Below are 16606 nucleotides of genomic sequence, written 5' to 3' on the forward strand. Positions count from 1 at the left end.
GCACACCTTGACGTAGCGCCGGGCCATGCCCGGCGGATTCTCCACGGCGCCGCTGCGCTCGCCGGGCATGGCCCGGCGCTACCGTGCGTTATTCCGGCGATGGGTGAAGAACCAAAAAAAAGGCCCCGGATCGCTCCGGGGCCTTTCATTGTCATCCGTCCGTGCGCATCAACGGTCCGGACGATGCGCTCCGCCGGCTTCGCTCTGCCGTTCGACGAATTCCTTCGACGGCTCATCCAGCTTGTCGCCCAGCATGCGCCGGACCACCACGAAGAACACCGGGATCATCAGCAGGCCGAGGAAGGTGGCGAACACCATGCCGCCGATCACGCCGGTGCCGATCGCATGGCGCGAATTCGCGCCGGCGCCGGTGGAGATGGCCATCGGGATCACGCCCATGATGAAAGCGAACGAGGTCATCAGGATCGGCCGGAAGCGCAGGCGGGCCGCCTCGATGGTCGCATCGCGCAGCGTCTTGCCTGCCGCACGCTGCTCCACCGCGAACTCGACGATCAGGATCGCGTTCTTCGCCGCCAGGCCGATCACGGTGATCAGGCCGATCTTGAAGAACAGATCGTTGGGCAGGCCACGCAGCATCGAGAACGCCAGTGCCCCCAGTACGCCCAGCGGCACCACCAGCAGCACGGCCACTGGAATCGACCAGCTTTCATACAGCGCGGCCAGGCACAGGAACACCACCACGATGGACAGCACCAACAGCAGCGTGGCGGCATTGCCGGCCAGGATTTCCTGGTAGGACATGCCGGACCAGTCATAGCCGAAGCCAGCGGGCAGGTCGTTGGTGACGATGTCTTCCATTGCCTGCATCGCCTCGCCGGAACTGCGGCCGGTGGCCTGCGAACCGACGATGTTGACCGCCGAATAGCCGTTGTAGCGGCTCAGCGACGGCGATGCGGTGATCCATTCCGAACGCACGACGGTGTTCAGCGGAATCATTGCATTGGTGCCATCGGCATTGGTGGCCAGCGAGGAAGGGCTGTAGAAGCTCTTCAGCGATTCCTCGCCGGTGCGGTACGGGCCATCGGCCTGCATGGTCACGCGCTTGATGCGGCCTTCGCTGAAGAAGTCGTTGACGTACACCGGGGCCAGCATCAGCTGGATGGTGCTGTACACGTCGGTCACCGACATGCCCATGGTCTGTGCCTGCACGCGGTCCACGTGCAGCGCCAGCTGCGGGGCATCTTCCAGGCCGTTGGGCCGCACGCCGGTCAGCACGTCACTCTTCTGTGCAGCCGCCCCCAGTGCGATGTTGCGCGCGTTGGTCAGCTGCTCGAAGCCTGCGCCGGCACGGTCCTGCAGCCACATGTCGAAACCGCCGAACTGGCCCAGGCCCTGCACGGTGGGCAGGTTGACCACGAAGATCTGTGCTTCCTTGATCCCGTAGAACGCGCCGTTCAGGTTGTTGATGAGGTCGGGCACGGTGATCTCGCGCTCGGACCAGGGTTTGAGGCGGATGAAGCCCATGCCCACGTTTTCACCGGAACCGACGAAGCTGAAGCCAGCAATCTGCAGCAGTCCTTCGAAGCCTTCCTGTTTCTCCAGGATGCCGCGCATCTGGGCGAACACTTCGTTGGTCTGCCCCTTGGTGGCACCCGGCGGCAGCTGCACGATGGCCAGCGCGTAGCCCTGGTCTTCCTCGGGCAGGAAGCTGCCGGGCATGCGCGTGAACAGGAATGCGCACAGCGCTCCCAGCACCACGAACAGGATCATCCAGCGCGGGGCGTGGCGCACCGCGGAGGTGATGTGGCCCACGTAGGTGCCGCTGATCTTGTCGTAGTACTTGTTGAAGGTGCGGTAGACGATGTTCGGCTTGTCGTTGTGCGTCGGCTTGAGGAAGGTGGCGCACAGTGCCGGGGTGAAGCCCAGCGCGAGGAAGGCCGAAAAGCCCATCGAAATGGCGATGGTCAGTGCGAACTGCTTGTAGATTTCGCCAGCCGCACCGCCCTGCAGGGCCGACGGAATGAACACCGCCGCCAGCACCACGGTGATGGCCACCACCGCGCCGGTGATCTGGGTCATGGCCTTCTGCGTGGCCTGCTTGGGGGCAAGCTTCTCCTCGGTCATGATGCGTTCGACGTTCTCGATCACCACGATCGCGTCATCGACCACGATGCCGATCGCCAGCACCAGCGCGAACAGGGTCAGCTGGTTGATCGTGAAGCCGATCATCCACATGCCCAGGAACGTACCCAGCAGGGCCACCGGGATCACCAGGGTCGGGATCAGGGTGGCACGGAAGTTCTGCAGGAAGATCAGCATCACCAGGAAGACCAGCAGGATCGCCTCGACCAGGGTCTTGACCACTTCCTCGATGGAGATCTTGACGAAGGTGGTGCTGTCGTACGGCGAGAACCAGCTGACGCCCGCCGGGAAGCTGGGGGCCAGTTCGTCCATCTTCGCGCGCACGGCTTCAGCCACGTTCAGTGCGTTGGCACCGGGCAGCAGCTGGATCGCGAAGGCACCGGTCGGCTTGCCGTTGTACTGGGTGTCGAAGCCGTAGTTGTTCGCACCGAAGGCAATGCGTGCGATGTCCTTCAGCAACACGCGCGAGCCGTCCGCGTTGGCACGCAGGATGATGTTCTCGAACTCTTCCGGGGTGCTGAAGCGGCCTTCGGCCGACACCGTCGCGGTGAAGTGCTGGCCCTGCGGGGCCGGGTCCGAACCTACCGAACCGGCGGCGAACTGGACGTTCTGCTCACGTACCGCGGCCAGCACCTGGCTGGCCGACAGGCCATAGCCCTGCATCTTTTCCGGGTTGAGCCAGATGTTCATGGCGTACTCGGAACCGAACTGCTGGGTGCTGCCGACGCCGGGGATGCGCGAGACCTGGTCGAGCACGCGCGAGCCGACGATATCGTTCAGCGCGTCACGGCTGATGGCTGCCGAATCGGACTGCAGCGCGACCACCATCAGGAAGCCGGCGTTGGCCTTGGCCACCACCACGCCCTGCTGGGTCACTTCCGAAGGCAGTCGCGGCGTGGCCAGCGAGACCTTGTTCTGCACCTGCACCTGGGCGATGTCCGCATCGGTGCCGGTTTCGAAGGTCAGGGTGACCGTCGCGCGGCCGTTGGATGCCGACGAAGAACTGAAGTACAGCAGGTGGTCGATGCCGGTGAGCTGCTGCTCGATCACCTGGGTGACCGATTTCTCGGTGGTATCCGCGCTCGCACCCGGGTAGGTGGCGGTCACGGTGACCTGTGGCGGGGCGATGCTGGGGTAGGACTCTACGCCCAGGTTGAGGATCGCGATCACGCCGCTGAGCGAGATCAGGATCGCTACCACCCAGGCAAAGACCGGGTGTTCGATGAAAAATTTAGGCATGACGGAGGGTTCCCGTTACTGCTTGGTCGAATCGGAGGCCGGCGCAGCCTGGTCGGCTGGCGCCTGTTCCTGCGGAGCCGGCGCGGCCTTGGCATCGCCCGCGGCGGCGGGTGCCTGGCCGCCAGCGGCTGCCTGGTCCGGCGTCCACGGCTTTGCGGTGGCCGGTGCGCCTTCCTTCACCTTCTGGGTGCCGGCGACCACGACCTTGTCGCCAGGCTGCAGGCCATCGGTGACCAGCCAGTTGCCGCCCTGGGCACCTTCGGTCCTGACGTTGCGGCGTATGACCTTGCCATCGGCACCGACCACCATCAGGTAGCCGCCGGTGGCATCGCGCAGCAACGCCGGCTGCGGTACCAGGTAGGCATTGTTTCGCTCACCCAGGGTGGCCTGGAAGCTGACGAACGCGCCCGGCAGCAGGATGCGATCCGGGTTGGGCAGCAGGGCGCGCAGCGACACCGCACCGGTGGTCGGGTCGACCGTGGTGGAAGAGAAGTCCAGCGTGCCGTCCTCACCATAGGTACTGCCGTCAGCCAGCTTCACCTGTACCGTCGCCTTGCCGTCGCCACTCAGCGCCAGCGCGCCCTTGGCCTGGGCGGCACGCAGCTGCGACAGCTCGTCCACGCTCAGCGAGAAGTTGACATACAGCGGATCCAGCTGGTCCACCGTGGTCAACAGGGTGGTGTCGCCCTGGCCGACCAGTGCGCCTTCGGTGACCTGCTGCTTGCCGGCCACGCCGCTGATCGGTGCGGTCACTTCGGCATAGCCCAGGCTGATGCGCGAGCTGCTCACCGCCGCCTCGGCCTGCTTCACCGCGGCCTGCGCAGTGCGCTCGGTCGATTCGGCGTTGTCCAGGTCGGCCTTGGAAACATAGGCCTGCGGCGCCAGCGAGCGCGCCCGGTCGGCGGCGACCTTGGCATTGGCGTAGGTCGCCCTGGCCGACGCCAGCTGTGCCTCGGACGCATTGAGTTCGGCGCGCAGCGGAGCCGGGTCGATCAGGAACAGGGTCTGGCCCTGCTTGACCTCGCTGCCTTCCTGGTACACGCGCTTGAGCAGCACGCCCGGTACGCGCGCGCGCACGTCGGAACTGCGGTAGGGCGACAGGCGGCCGACCAGTTCGCGCTGCAGCGGCAGGGTCTGCGGCTTGGCATCGATCACGCCCACTTCCGGCGGCGGGGGCGTCTGCTGTTCCGGCTGCTTGCAGGCTGCCAGTGCGACAGCGACGGCGCACGTCAATGCGAGGGTGCGGAGTGGGGCGATCATCAGGAGAAACTCCGGTGTTGGTTTGAATGCGGCTGGGTCGGCACTGCTGGTGCGAAGGCACGCAGGAAGCTGTCGACGGAAAATTCGGCCCAACGCAGACGCGTGGCGGCGTCATCGCGGTGGGTCATGTGGAAGCGTTGTCGGTCCAGGTCCTGGCCACCGATCATGCTGATCAGCAGTTCGGCCATGAAGTGCGGGTCGTCATGCCTGAGCTGGCCGCAGCGGGCTGTGGTTTCCATCCATTCAGCAAGATGAAGCGTCAGCGCGCCGGTGCCATCACGATAAAGGTTGCGGGCCTCGTCCGGAAAGCGCGCCGCGTCGGCCGAGATCAGCCTGCAGGCCTGGGCCACGTGCGGCTGGCTGAAATGTTCCAGGTAATCGGTGGCGAACCGCAGCAGGCTGTTGCGCGGATCCTGCGCGCGCGGGCCACACAATCCTGCGGTTGCCCGCCGGACGTGCCGCTCCACTACCCGGCGCAGCAGTTCCTGCTTGCTGCCGTAGCGCGAATACAGGGTCTGCTTGGAGCAGCCGGCGTGCTGGGCCACCGCTTCCATGCTCATCTGCATGCCATGCCGCGCCAGCAGTTCGCGCACGGCATCGAACACACGCAGGTCGCGCGCGTCCATGTCGGATGCGGGAGGAGGGGCAGGGGTCACGGAGTGGACTATACCGTCCAGTTCAGAATTGTGGAATCGTACCGACGGCTATTCCGTGACATCGGCCAGCACTTTCCAACCCGTGGAGTGGCATCGGCATCAACAGCGCCTGCCAGGCGCCGTGGCGAATGCATGTAAACGCCACCCAACCCGTATCCGCATATTCCGTCCTGCAGCAAGGCCTTTTCACATAACAGGGCTACAATTTCATTTTCCCAACTGGGCAATACGCGTCGCTCTGCCATGAAATCGCAAAAGACTGCAGTCAAAACCGTGAAAAGCAAGCCCGAGTCGGCTGATACCCAGCGTGCCCCGGCATCGGGTTTCTCCCTGGAGCCGGTGTACACGGCCTTGCGCAAGCGATACCCGGCGGCCGGGCAGGCCGAGGCAGTGGCGTTCGCCAGCGATTTCTACCGGCGCATGGAAGCGGACGAGTTCCCGCGCCATAGCGCCGAAGAATGGGCAGCGCTTGCCGCCGACACGCTGGAGTTCGCGCGCAGCCGCAAGGCCGGCAAGGCGAACGTGCGTGTTTTCAACCCGACGGCCAAGGCCCATGGTTGGGAATCGCCGCATACCGTGCTGCAGATCGTCAACGACGACATGCCGTTCCTTGTCGACACGGTCACCATGGCGCTGGCCGAGCAGGGCATCGGCGTGCACGTGCTGGGCCACCCGGTGATCCGTTTCAGCCGTGACAAGGCCGGCAAGCTGGCCAAGGTCGGCGAAGGCGAGGTCGAGTCGGTGATGCTGCTGGAAATGGACCGGCAGAGCCCCGAGGCGATGGCGGCGGTCGAGCAGCGCATCAACAAGGCGCTGGAGGAAGTCCGCTCGATCGTGCGCGACTGGCAGCCGATGCGTGACAAGGCACTCGCCGTGGCCGACGATCTCGGCAACCGCCAGCTGCCGGTGGACGATGCCTCCCGCAGCGAAGCACAGGAGTTCCTGCGCTGGGCCGCGGAGAACCATTTCACTTTCTTCGGCTACCGCGAATACCGCGTGCAGAAGGAAGGCAAGGAAGACGTGCTGGCGCCGCTGGACGACACCGGCCTGGGCCTGATGCGCGGCCGTGACAAGTCTGCTGCGCGCCCGGTCAAGACGCTTGCCGCGCAGGGACTGAACACCACGTCCGGGTTGAAGGACGCGCTGATCCTGACCAAGACCAACGCGCGTTCGCGCGTGCACCGCACCGGTTACATGGACTACATCGGCGTGCTGGAGTTCGACGCCAAGGGCCGGATCATCGGCGAACAGCGTTTCCTCGGCCTGTTTACTTCCAGTGCCTACAACCGCCGCCCGTGGGAAATCCCGCTGGTGCGCCAGCGCTACGAGCACGTGATGGAGCGCTCCGGGTTGTCGTTGTCCAGCCATAGTGGCAAGGCGCTGCGCCACATCCTGGAAACCCTGCCGCGCGAGGAACTGTTCCAGTCCAGCGAGGATGAACTGTTCCGCACCGCGATGGGCGTTCTGGGCCTGCAGGAGCGCGTGCGCAGCCGCCTGTTCCTGCGTCGCGACAAGTACAGCCGTTTCATTTCCGCGCTGGCGTTCCTGCCGCGCGAGCGCTTCAACACCGACGTGCGCCTGCGCATCGAGGCGATGTTGAAGGACACCCTGCATGGCGAACACGTGGACAGTTCGGTGGTGCTCGGTGATTCACCGCTGGCCCAGGTGCACCTGATCGTGCGTCCCAAGGCCGGCCCGGTGCTGGACGTGGACACCAGCGCGCTGGAGCAGAACCTGGCCCACCTGTTGCGCAACTGGCAGGACGACCTGCGCGAAGCGCTGGTCAGCCGCCATGGCGAGTCCGAAGGCCTGCGCATTGCCGCACGCATCGGCAAGGCCTTGCCGGCCGGTTACATCGAAGACAACAGCACGGCGGTGGCCGCCAGTGATGTCAGCCAGCTCGATGCGCTGACCGGTCCGGACGACCTGCGCCTGAGCCTGCAGGCCGTGCCGCGCGAGAACGGCGATGGCCTGCGCCTGAAGCTGTACCGCCAGCTGGATGACATCCCGCTGTCCGATGCGCTGCCGATGATGGAAAACATGGGCCTGCGCGTGATCGCCGAGCGCCCGTACCGCCTGTCGGTCGACAACGCGCCGGTGTACGTGCAGGACTTCGAGGTCGAGTCGGTCGCCGGTTCCATCGATGCGGCAAGCGTGGACGAGGCCTTCGGCGAGACCTTTGCCCGTGTGTGGCATGGCGATGCGGAGAACGATGGCTTCAACCGCCTGGTGCTGGCCGCCGGCCTGCATTGGCGCCAGGTGTCGATGCTGCGTGGCTACTGCAAGTACCTGCTGCAGACCGGCGTGCCGTTCTCGCAGGCCTACGTGGAAGGTACGTTCACCCGTTACCCGCTGTTGGCCCGCCTGCTGGTGGAACTGTTCGAGGCACGCTTCGACCCGGCCACTGGCAATGAAAGCAAGGACGACATCGCCGCCGGCCAGGCGGCGTTGAAGGCCCACCTGGACGTACTGGCTGCCGGCGACGAAGCCACCCTGAAGGTGCTCAAGAGCGTGGTCGACGCACGCAAGGGCAGCCGTGACGGGCAGATGCAGGCCGCGCGCGATGCGCTGTTGAAGCTGATGGACCGCGTCTCCAGCCTGGACGAGGACCGCATCCTGCGCAGCTTCATGGGCGTGATCGACGCCACCCTGCGCACCAGTTATTACCAGACCGATGCCAGCGGCCAGCACGGCCATTGCATCAGCTTCAAGTTCGATTCGGCGCTGGTGCCGGACCTGCCCAAGCCGCGCCCGTACCGCGAGATCTTCGTCTATGGCCCGCGCGTGGAAGGCGTGCACCTGCGCTTCGGCGCGGTGGCCCGTGGTGGCCTGCGCTGGTCGGACCGCCGCGAAGACTTCCGTACCGAAGTGCTGGGCCTGGTCAAGGCGCAGATGGTCAAGAACACGGTCATCGTGCCGGTCGGGGCCAAGGGCGGCTTCTTCGCCAAGGTGCCGCCGGCCAGCGGCGACCGCGACGCGGTGTTCGCCAATGGCGTGGCCTGCTACAAGCTGTTCATCCAGGGCCTGCTGGATATCACCGACAACATCGTCAACAACAGGATCGTGCCGCCCATCGACGTGGTCCGCCACGACATGGACGACCCGTACCTGGTGGTGGCGGCTGACAAGGGCACCGCGACGTTCTCCGACATCGCCAATGGCCTGGCCGTGGCGCATGGTTTCTGGATGGGCGATGCGTTCGCCTCTGGTGGTTCGGTGGGTTACGACCACAAGGGCATGGGCATCACCGCACGCGGTGCATGGGAGTCGGTCAAGCGCCATTTCCGTGCGCTGGGCCATGACAGCCAGAGCCAGGACTTCACCGCCGCCGGCGTCGGCGACATGTCCGGTGATGTGTTCGGCAACGGCATGCTGCTGTCGCGCCACATCCGCCTGGTCGCCGCGTTCGACCACCGGCATATCTTCCTGGACCCGGATCCGGATGCGGCCAGCACGTTCGTCGAGCGTGAGCGCCTGTTCACCGTGCCGCGTTCCAGCTGGGCCGACTACGATGCCAAGCTGATCAGCAAGGGTGGCGGCATCTACCCGCGCACGCTCAAGTCGATCGAGATCACCCCGCAGGTGCGCCAGGCGCTGGGCCTGGACGAGAACGTCAAGGCGCTGGCCCCGAACGACCTGATGAGTGCGATCCTGAAGGCGCCGGTCGACCTGCTGTGGAATGGCGGCATCGGTACCTACGTCAAGGCCGCCAGCGAGCAGCACAGTGACGTCGGTGACCGCGCCAACAACGCGCTGCGCGTCAATGGCGGCGAGCTGCGCTGCAAGGTGGTGGGCGAGGGCGGCAACCTGGGCATGACCCAGCTGGGCCGCATCGAAGCCGCCCAGGCCGGCGTGCTGCTCAATACCGATTTCATCGACAATTCCGCCGGCGTGGACACCTCCGATCACGAGGTGAACATCAAGATCCTGCTCAACGACGTGGTGCGTGCGAAGAAGCTCACCGTCGAGCAGCGCAACAAGCTGCTGGCTTCGATGACCGATGAAGTCGCCGCCCTGGTGCTGAACGACAACTACCGCCAGAACCAGGCGCTCAGCCTGATGGAGCGGATGGCGGTCAAGCGCCTGGGCTCCAAGCAGCACTTCATCCGGGTGCTGGAACAGCAGGGCCTGCTGGACCGGCAGATCGAGTTCCTGCCTTCCGATGCCGAGCTGTCCCAGCGCAAGGCGCGCGGGCAGGGCCTGACCCGCCCGGAGCTGTCGGTGCTGCTGTCCTATTCCAAGCTGGTGGCGTTCAACCAGTTGCTGGACTCGGACATCCCTGAAGACCCGTACCTGTCCAAGGAGCTGCAGCGTTACTTCCCGCAGCCGTTGCAGAAGAAGTACGCCGATGCGATGGAGCGCCACCGCCTGAAGCGCGAAATCATCGCTACTGCGGTAACCAACCAGACCATCAACCGGATGGGCGCGACGTTCCTGATGCGCATGCAGGAAGACACCGGCCGCTCCGTCGCCGAGGTCGCCAAGGCCTACACGATCAGCCGCGAGACGCTGGATGCACGCGCGCTGTGGGCGCAGATCGACGCGCTGGACGGCAGCTTGCCCGAATCGGTGCAGATCGACGCGCTGGAAGTGATCTGGAAGCTGCAGCGTTCGTTCGTACGCTGGCTGCTGTCCCGCCCCGGCCCGATGCCCGGCATCACCGCGGCGGTGGATCGTTACCAGGGCCCGTTCAACGACATCCGTGTCGCATCGGGAATCCTGCCCGATTCGCAGCGGCCGACGTATGAAGGGCTGGTCCAGCAGTGGAACGAGAAGGGGCTGCCGGCCGCGCTGTCGCAGCAGTTGGCTGAGCTGCACTTCCTGGAACCGGCCTTCGACATCATCGAGCTGGCGCGTACCCGCAAGCTCAAGCCGGTGGATGTTTCCAAGATCCACTTCCGGCTGGGAGAGGCGCTCAGCCTGCCGTGGCTGTTCGAGCAGATCGATGCGCTGGAGGTCAATGGCCGCTGGCATGCGGTTGCCCGTGGCGTGCTGCGTGACGAGCTGGCTGCGCACCACCGCGTCCTGACCGGCCAGGTACTGGCGACCCGGGGCTCGAATGCGGAAGCCAAGGTCGCTGCCTGGATCGGCCGCGACGACAACAGCCTGCGTTTCACCCTGGCGATGCTGGTGGAATTGGCCGAGCAGAAGGCACTGGACTATCCGACCGTGTCGGTCGCGGTGCAGCGCCTGGGCCAGCTGGCTGCGCATGGTGCGTAACTGAGGTAGTGCCGGGCCATGCCCGGCATGCGTGAAACGGAACGGCCCCGCGAAAGCGGGGCCGTTCTGCGTTGGGGTCTGCCGTTCGCCGGGCATGGCCCGGCGCTACCGACGCGCATGGTTCCAGGTAGCACCGGGCCATGCCCGGCGAGCGCAGCGGCGCTCGGTTATGCTCTCCATCAAGCCTTCCCCCCGGATCCACCGATGAGCGACACCCCCCGCATTGCCTTCCTGGCCAGCAATACCGAACCCGCACGGATGGCGCTGGCTGCGATGGTCTCGCGCCATGGCGATTTCTCCCCGGAAGAGGCCGATGTGCTGTGTCCGTTGGGCGGGGATGGCTTCATGCTGCAGACCCTGCACCGCCATGGCCATCTGGGCAAGCCGGTGTTCGGCATGAAACTGGGCACGGTGGGCTTCCTGATGAACCAGTATCTTGCCGAAGAGGACGTGCCGGCGCGGATCGCGCTGGCCGAGCCGGCCAACCTGCGGCCACTGGAAATGATCGCGCTGACCGAGTCAGGCACCACAACCGGTTCGCTGGCCTACAACGATGTCTCGCTGCTGCGGCAGACCCGCCAGGCGGCGCACATCGGCATCGACCTCAACGGCCAGGAGCGCGTGGCCGAACTGATCGGTGATGGCGTGCTGGTCGCCACGCCGGCCGGCAGCACGGCCTACAACTATTCCGCCCATGGGCCGGTCCTCCCGTTGGGCTCGCATACCATCGCGCTGACGCCGTTGGCGCCTTACCGTCCGCGCCGCTGGCGCGGCGCCATCCTCAAGGCCGACACCGAAGTGCGCTTTCGGGTGCTGGACCCGTACAAGCGTCCGGTCAGCGTCACCGCTGATTCGCATGAAACCCGTGACGTGGTCGAAGTGACCATCCGCGAATCGCGCGAACGCCGGGTCACCTTGCTGTTCGACCCCGAGCACAACCTGGAAGACCGGATCCTGTCCGAACAGTTCGTGTTCTGAGCGACAATAGGCCGCCGGCAACCGCCGGCCGCTGCAAGGAAACCGACCCGATGGGCGACAACACCCCCCGTTTGCTGACCGTTGCGGTGACCTCGCGCGCCCTGTTCGATCTCGAAGAAAGCCATGCGTTGTTCGAGCGCGAGGGCGTGGATGCCTATGCCACCTACCAGCGTGAACACGAGGACGATGTGCTCGGCCCCGGTGTTGCGTTCCCGGTGGTGCGCAAGCTGCTGGCCCTGAACCAGGGCGCCAGCCCGGAGAATCCCCGCGTCGAGGTGATCCTGCTGTCGCGCAATTCGGCCGATACCGGCCTGCGCATCTTCAATTCCATCCAGCACTATGGGCTGGGCATCATCCGTGCCACGTTCACTGCCGGTGAGCCGACCTGGCCTTACGTGAAGCCCTTCGGCACCGATCTGTTCCTGTCGGCCAATCCCGAATCGGTACGCAGTGCGTTGCGCCATGGCATCGCCGCAGCCACCATCCTGCCCAAGCCGCCCGGCGAAACGGCGGCGGCAGCGGCCGACCAGGTGGTGGACACGCGGCGGCCGGCTGGCCAGCTGCGCATTGCCTTCGACGGCGATGCGGTGATCTTCGGTGATGAAAGCGAGCGGATTTCACGCGAGCAGGGCGTGGAAGCCTTCGGTCGCCATGAACGCGAACGCGCGCGCGAGGCGCTGAGCGGCGGTCCGTTCCGCGGCTTCCTGTCCGCCCTGCATACACTGCAGGAAGTATTTCCTTCCGGCGACGACGCACCGATCCGGACCGCGCTGGTGACCGCGCGCTCGGCGCCGGCACACGAACGGGTGATCCGCACCCTGCGCGAGTGGGGCGTGCGCCTGGATGAGGCGCTGTTCCTCGGTGGCCGCCACAAGGGGCCGTTCCTGCAGGCCTTCGGCGCGGATATCTTCTTCGATGATTCGCAGCACAACATCGACAGTGCGCGCGAGCACGTTGCCGCCGGCCACGTGCCGCATGGGGTGGCCAACGAAGGGCCGTGATGCGCGCGGATCATCGCGACGCCGGGATCGCATTGCGCAGGTCGACCACGCGCCAGCGCAGGCCCTGCGGTTCCAGCACCACCTGCAACGGCGGTTGGCCGGGGCCCCGCTCGATATCGACGACGAAACGGTCCAGGCGTTCGAAACGATGGCGTGCTTCCTTCAACGGCTGCGCGGTTTCCACCGGTGCCCATGAGTCGCCGCCCTGCAGTTCATTGCGCCCGCGTTTGTACAGTACATGGCCCTGCAGCAGGGCACCGATGCCCATGGGCGTCACCAGGGTGTCCACCGCCGCGCCGCCAAGCTGGTCGCCCACGCCGTGCAGCAAAGCGCCGAAGGGGCTGCCGGCGACATCCGGGCCGGCCTGGCGTACCAGGTAATCGCTCAGTTGCGCGCGCAGGCTGGCACGCACCCGTGGGAAGTCGACATGACGGTCCAGCCGCGTGGTGTCGCGCTGCTCGATCGCCTGCGACAGGCCATGCACGGTGAGGTAGGGGCCGCTGAACCACCAGGCGCATGCGGCCAGCAGCAGCAACAACACGATGGCGGCGGATTTCTTCATGGGCAGGGCGGCGGCGGGAGGTCATGCCAGCCTGCCGCATCCGTGCCCGGGGCGGGTTAAGCCCCGGTGACCGGGTTCAGAATTCCAGGTCGAGCGAGGCGCACAGGTAATCCACGAAAGGCCCCAGCGTCGCCAGGTCCTTGCCCAGCGTGGACAGCAGGCGCGGCCCGATCATCGTGGCATCGTCCAGCGGGCGCCACATCACCCAGTTGCGGTGTTTCAGGTCTTCGATGAACTCGAAGTCCGCCGGGAATCCGCGCGGCGGCCGTACCAGTTTTTCGTTCTGTTCCAGTTCGAAGCGACGACGCAGGGCAGGTGCATGCGCGGCCTGCTTCCAACTGCCGGGATTGTCCAGGATGAAGTGGCGGATGCGGCGCTGGGTATCCGGCTCCGGGTGCCACAGGCCTGCGCCGACGAAGCTTCCACCTGGTTGCAGGTGGACATAGAACGAAGGGGCGGCAACCTCGCGGCGCCGCTCATGGAACAGACGCGCGCCCTGCCAGCTTTTGTACGGTGATTTGTCGTTGGAAAAGCGCGCATCCCGGTAGATGCGGAACAGCGAGCCGCCCACCGTGCGCGTGTCGGCCCGGAACTTCGGGCTGACTTCGGCCAGCGCCGGCTGCAGGTCACCGATCAGGCGCAGGAACGGCTGCCGTACATGGTCTTCGTATTGCTGCTTGTGGTCGTTGAACCACGGCTTCTCGTTATGCAGCGCAAGCGCGCGAAGGAAGCGGAAGCTGGCATCGGAAAAGTAGCGGCTCACAGGTCCTCCTGCAGCTGGTTGCCCCAGTCCCGCAATGCCTGCAGCAGGGCGGGGCGTCGTGGGTCGTCGGATGGTTCGGCGGCCAGGGTATCGATCTGCTGCTGGAACTGTTGCAGGTTCAGTTCGCCCAGGCCTTCCTCGCCGGCCAGGCGGCGACGGCGGTAAGCCTGCCAACGCTCGCGGTCGTCGGCGTCCAGGCTGTCGCGATGGTTGCGTGCCCGGTAACGGAACAGCAGTTCCGGCAGGCGCGGATCGTTGAACTGGCTTTCCAGCGCGGCAAGTGCCTGTGGTGCGGTAGTGCGTACGCGCGCCAGCAAGGGTTTGTCGCCCGCACCCAGAAAGCCGTCGTATACGGAAGCATCGACGTCGGAGACGCCCATCTCGCGCTGCCGTGCATAGACCTGGCGCGCTTTCTCCGCCAGTTGCGGCGCATGCGGCCGCAACTGCTCCACCTTGGCCATGATGGCCGCGACGTCCAGCCCCAGCCGGGCATGGTCATCCGGGCGCAGGTGGTTCCAGGCCACCAATGCCGGCACCTTGTTGGCGTGGACTTCCTTCAGCGGCACCCGTGCCACGCCCTCGGGCAGTTCGCTGGCACGCAGGTACAGGCGTTCGGCGATGACCTCGGCAGGCAGGTCCAGCAGTGCCTCGACGTCGCCATCCAGGTCGAACACGATATAGCGGTTGTTGATCTGCGGGTGCACGGCAAGCGGCAGCACCGGTGCCGCGCACAGCCGCGCTGCCGGGTAGCGCATGGAAACGTGCAGCAATGGCTGCAAGGCGGTGACATCCAGCAGGCTGGATACGAAGCGCTTGTCGCGCAGGCGCAGCGCGTAATCCCACAGGCGTGGCTGTGCGTTGCGGAACAGCCGCGCCATGCCGATGGTGGCGCGCACGTCGGAGAGGGCCTCGTGGGCATCGCCTTCGCGCACGCCGTTGGCATCGGCCAGGTGCTCCAGCTTGAACGAGGTGGCGCCGTCCTCGCGCTTGGGCCATTGGATACCCTGCGGGCGCAATGCGTGCATCAGCCGCAGCATGTCCAGCAGGTCCCAGCGCGAGTTGCCATTGCGCCATTCGCGCTCGTAGGGATCGAAGAAGTTGCGGAACAGGCCGTGGCGGACGAACTCGTCGTCGAAGCGCAGGGTGTTGTAGCCCAATGCGCAGGTGCCCGGCCGGCCCATCAGCTCGTTGATCCGTGCAAATGCTTCGGCTTCGCCCACGCCTTCGGCCAGCGCATGTTGCGGGGTGATGCCGGTGACCAGGGTGGCATGGGGCGAGGGCAGCAGGTCATCGGCGGGACGCACGAAAAAACTGCTGGGTTCGTCGATCTCGTTGAGATCGGCATCGGTGCGGATCGCGGCGAACTGGGCGATGCGGGTACGGCGTGGATCCTGGCCAAAAGTTTCCAGGTCGTAGAACAGGAAGCTGTCGGCCATCAGTGCGCGCCCTCCAGGACAGGCAGCTTGGCGTGGACTTCGGCCTGCAGCGCCGGCCAGTCGATCTGCTGCAGTGAATCGAGGCCGCTGGTGGCGTTGCGCAGGATGCGGCGCTGTATCCGGGTGCGCTCCAGCGCGACCGCATAGGGCGTGTGCAGGAAAGTAACCATGGTGTAGTGTGGCACGAAGCGCGTGGGCCACCGTTGTTGCAGGGCCAGTTCCAGTTCACGCTGCAGCAGGAAGGCGGGGTCGGCGACCTGGTCGCGCATCTCCAGGTAGTTTTCCAGTGCCATCTGCTGGATTGCCCATGCGTTGGGCGATCGCTCCACTTCGAACGCGGCATAGGCACGCTGCAGGTCGCTGGCATCGTCCAGCTGGCGCGCCAGCGCAACACAGTCCTCGAATGCGCAGTTCATGCCCTGGCCGTGGAACGGCACCATCGCATGTGCGGCATCGCCGATCAGCACGGCCTTGCCGTCGGTGTGCCAGCGTTCCAGGTACAGCGTGCCCAGCAGGCCCGGCGGATGCGCTTCCCAATCTTCCACCAGGGTGGGGATCAGCGGCAGCGCATCGGGAAAGTCGCGCGCGAACATGGCCTGCGCCTCGGCACCGGTGGTGACCGTGTTGAATCCGGGATCGCCCTTGTTCGGCAGGAACACGGTGACGGTGAAGGTGCCTTCGTGGTTGGGCAGGGCGATGCACATGTAGCGTCCGCGGGGCCAGATATGCAGCGCATTGGGGTCGATCTGGAACGCGTTGCCGGCCGCTGGGGGAATCTCCAGTTCCTTGTAGGAGTGGTCGAGGAACTCGGTGCGCTCGCCGAGCGGCTGGCGCCGGTTCATCGCCGCCCGCAGCGCCGAACCGGCACCGTCGGCGCCGACCAGGCTGTTGAACTGGATGTCGTGCGGGGTGTCGTCGCGGTCGTCGATGAAGCGCGCATGGCCTGCATCGAAGTCCACCGTATGCAGGCGGCGGTGGAAGTGCACTTCAGCCCCGGCCTGCTCGGCCAGTTCCAGCAGCGTGATGTTCAGGTCGCGGCGATGGATCGACCAGATCACTTCGCTGTCGTCGCGCCCATAGCGCTGCAACTGCGGCGGGGTACCATCGCGCGGATGGACCATCCGCCCGCGCATCATCACCGCGCGCGCCATCACCGCTGCCTCGACGTTGTCGCCCGCCTGGCGCAATGCGTTCCGGCCGCGCTCGGCAAGGGCCAGGTTGATCGAGCGGCCGCTTTCATAACCGCTGACGCGCGGGTCGCCGCGACGTTCGTAAACGGTAACGCGCCATCCACGGCGTGACAGCAGGATGGCCAGCAGCGAGCCGGCCAGGCCGGCGCCGACGATGGCCAGGGAACGCGACGGGGAGGGTTTCAACGAGGTATCCGA

The 16606-nt window shown here is 65.9% G+C and carries 10 protein-coding genes; 3 read left to right on the top strand and 7 right to left on the bottom strand.

From position 1 onward, the window contains the following. Nucleotides 1-168: 168 nt before the first annotated feature. From H4O11_RS02290 to H4O11_RS02300, 3 genes are read right to left on the bottom strand one after another with little or no spacing between them, the layout of a single operon-like run. On the bottom strand, nucleotides 169-3342 hold the full coding sequence (locus H4O11_RS02290) for a multidrug efflux RND transporter permease subunit (RefSeq protein ID WP_182337811.1): 3174 nt from the start codon (nucleotides 3340-3342) through the stop codon (nucleotides 169-171). 15 nt (nucleotides 3343-3357) lie between these two features. Next, a complete protein-coding gene (locus H4O11_RS02295; RefSeq protein WP_182337812.1) occupies nucleotides 3358-4602 on the bottom strand; it encodes an efflux RND transporter periplasmic adaptor subunit in 1245 nt (414 codons plus the stop codon). Then, entirely contained in the window at nucleotides 4602-5258 is a 657-nt protein-coding gene (locus H4O11_RS02300) for a TetR/AcrR family transcriptional regulator (RefSeq protein ID WP_343042754.1), read from the bottom strand. Before H4O11_RS02300 ends, H4O11_RS02295 begins: the two co-directional genes overlap by 1 nt. Nucleotides 5259-5501: 243 nt before the next feature. On the opposite strand from H4O11_RS02300, the gene H4O11_RS02305 reads away from it, so the two are divergent. The 3 genes from H4O11_RS02305 (at nucleotide 5502) to H4O11_RS02315 (ending at nucleotide 12457) form a co-directional block, all read left to right on the top strand. Further along, nucleotides 5502-10478 carry an NAD-glutamate dehydrogenase gene (locus H4O11_RS02305; protein ID WP_182337814.1) on the top strand — a complete coding sequence of 1659 codons (4977 nt, stop codon included), beginning with the start codon at nucleotides 5502-5504 and terminating at the stop codon, nucleotides 10476-10478. Nucleotides 10479-10682: 204 nt separating this feature from the next. Further along, nucleotides 10683-11456 carry an NAD kinase gene (locus H4O11_RS02310; protein ID WP_182337815.1) on the top strand — a complete coding sequence of 258 codons (774 nt, stop codon included), beginning with the start codon at nucleotides 10683-10685 and terminating at the stop codon, nucleotides 11454-11456. A 50-nt stretch (nucleotides 11457-11506) separates the two neighbouring features. Then, nucleotides 11507-12457, top strand: coding sequence for a 5'-nucleotidase (locus H4O11_RS02315; protein WP_182337816.1), 951 nt, complete (start codon nucleotides 11507-11509; stop codon nucleotides 12455-12457). 10 nt (nucleotides 12458-12467) lie between these two features. Here the strand turns inward: H4O11_RS02315 and H4O11_RS02320 are convergent, their stop codons facing one another. From H4O11_RS02320 to H4O11_RS02335, 4 genes are all read right to left on the bottom strand, one after another. Next, nucleotides 12468-13019, bottom strand: coding sequence for a DUF2939 domain-containing protein (locus H4O11_RS02320; protein ID WP_182337817.1), 552 nt, complete (start codon nucleotides 13017-13019; stop codon nucleotides 12468-12470). A 76-nt stretch (nucleotides 13020-13095) separates the two neighbouring features. Next, the gene (locus tag H4O11_RS02325) at nucleotides 13096-13782 is read right to left on the bottom strand and encodes a TIGR02453 family protein (protein ID WP_182337818.1); all 687 of its coding nucleotides are present in this window, start codon (nucleotides 13780-13782) and stop codon (nucleotides 13096-13098) included. Continuing rightward, the gene (gene sbcB / locus H4O11_RS02330; RefSeq protein ID WP_182337819.1) at nucleotides 13779-15218 is read right to left on the bottom strand and encodes an exodeoxyribonuclease I; all 1440 of its coding nucleotides are present in this window, start codon (nucleotides 15216-15218) and stop codon (nucleotides 13779-13781) included. Before sbcB ends, H4O11_RS02325 begins: the two co-directional genes overlap by 4 nt. Then, a complete protein-coding gene (locus tag H4O11_RS02335) occupies nucleotides 15218-16594 on the bottom strand; it encodes an FAD-dependent oxidoreductase (RefSeq protein WP_246333213.1) in 1377 nt (458 codons plus the stop codon). The genes sbcB and H4O11_RS02335 overlap by 1 nt, the downstream gene beginning before the upstream one ends. Nucleotides 16595-16606 lie beyond the last annotated feature (12 nt).

Source organism: Stenotrophomonas tumulicola (assembly GCF_014117215.1).
GTDB lineage: Bacteria > Pseudomonadota > Gammaproteobacteria > Xanthomonadales > Xanthomonadaceae > Stenotrophomonas > Stenotrophomonas tumulicola.

Bases quoted from the DNA above. Each gene is read 5' to 3' on its own strand.
- H4O11_RS02290 (WP_182337811.1), bottom strand. From the start codon at position 3,342: ATGCCTAAATTTTTCATCGAACACCCGGTCTTTGCCTGGGTGGTAGCG.
- H4O11_RS02295 (WP_182337812.1), bottom strand. From the start codon at position 4,602: ATGATCGCCCCACTCCGCACCCTCGCATTGACGTGCGCCGTCGCTGTC.
- H4O11_RS02305 (WP_182337814.1), top strand. From the start codon at position 5,502: ATGAAATCGCAAAAGACTGCAGTCAAAACCGTGAAAAGCAAGCCCGAG.
- H4O11_RS02310 (WP_182337815.1), top strand. From the start codon at position 10,683: ATGAGCGACACCCCCCGCATTGCCTTCCTGGCCAGCAATACCGAACCC.
- H4O11_RS02315 (WP_182337816.1), top strand. From the start codon at position 11,507: ATGGGCGACAACACCCCCCGTTTGCTGACCGTTGCGGTGACCTCGCGC.
- H4O11_RS02320 (WP_182337817.1), bottom strand. From the start codon at position 13,019: ATGAAGAAATCCGCCGCCATCGTGTTGTTGCTGCTGCTGGCCGCATGC.
- sbcB (WP_182337819.1), bottom strand. From the start codon at position 15,218: ATGGCCGACAGCTTCCTGTTCTACGACCTGGAAACTTTTGGCCAGGAT.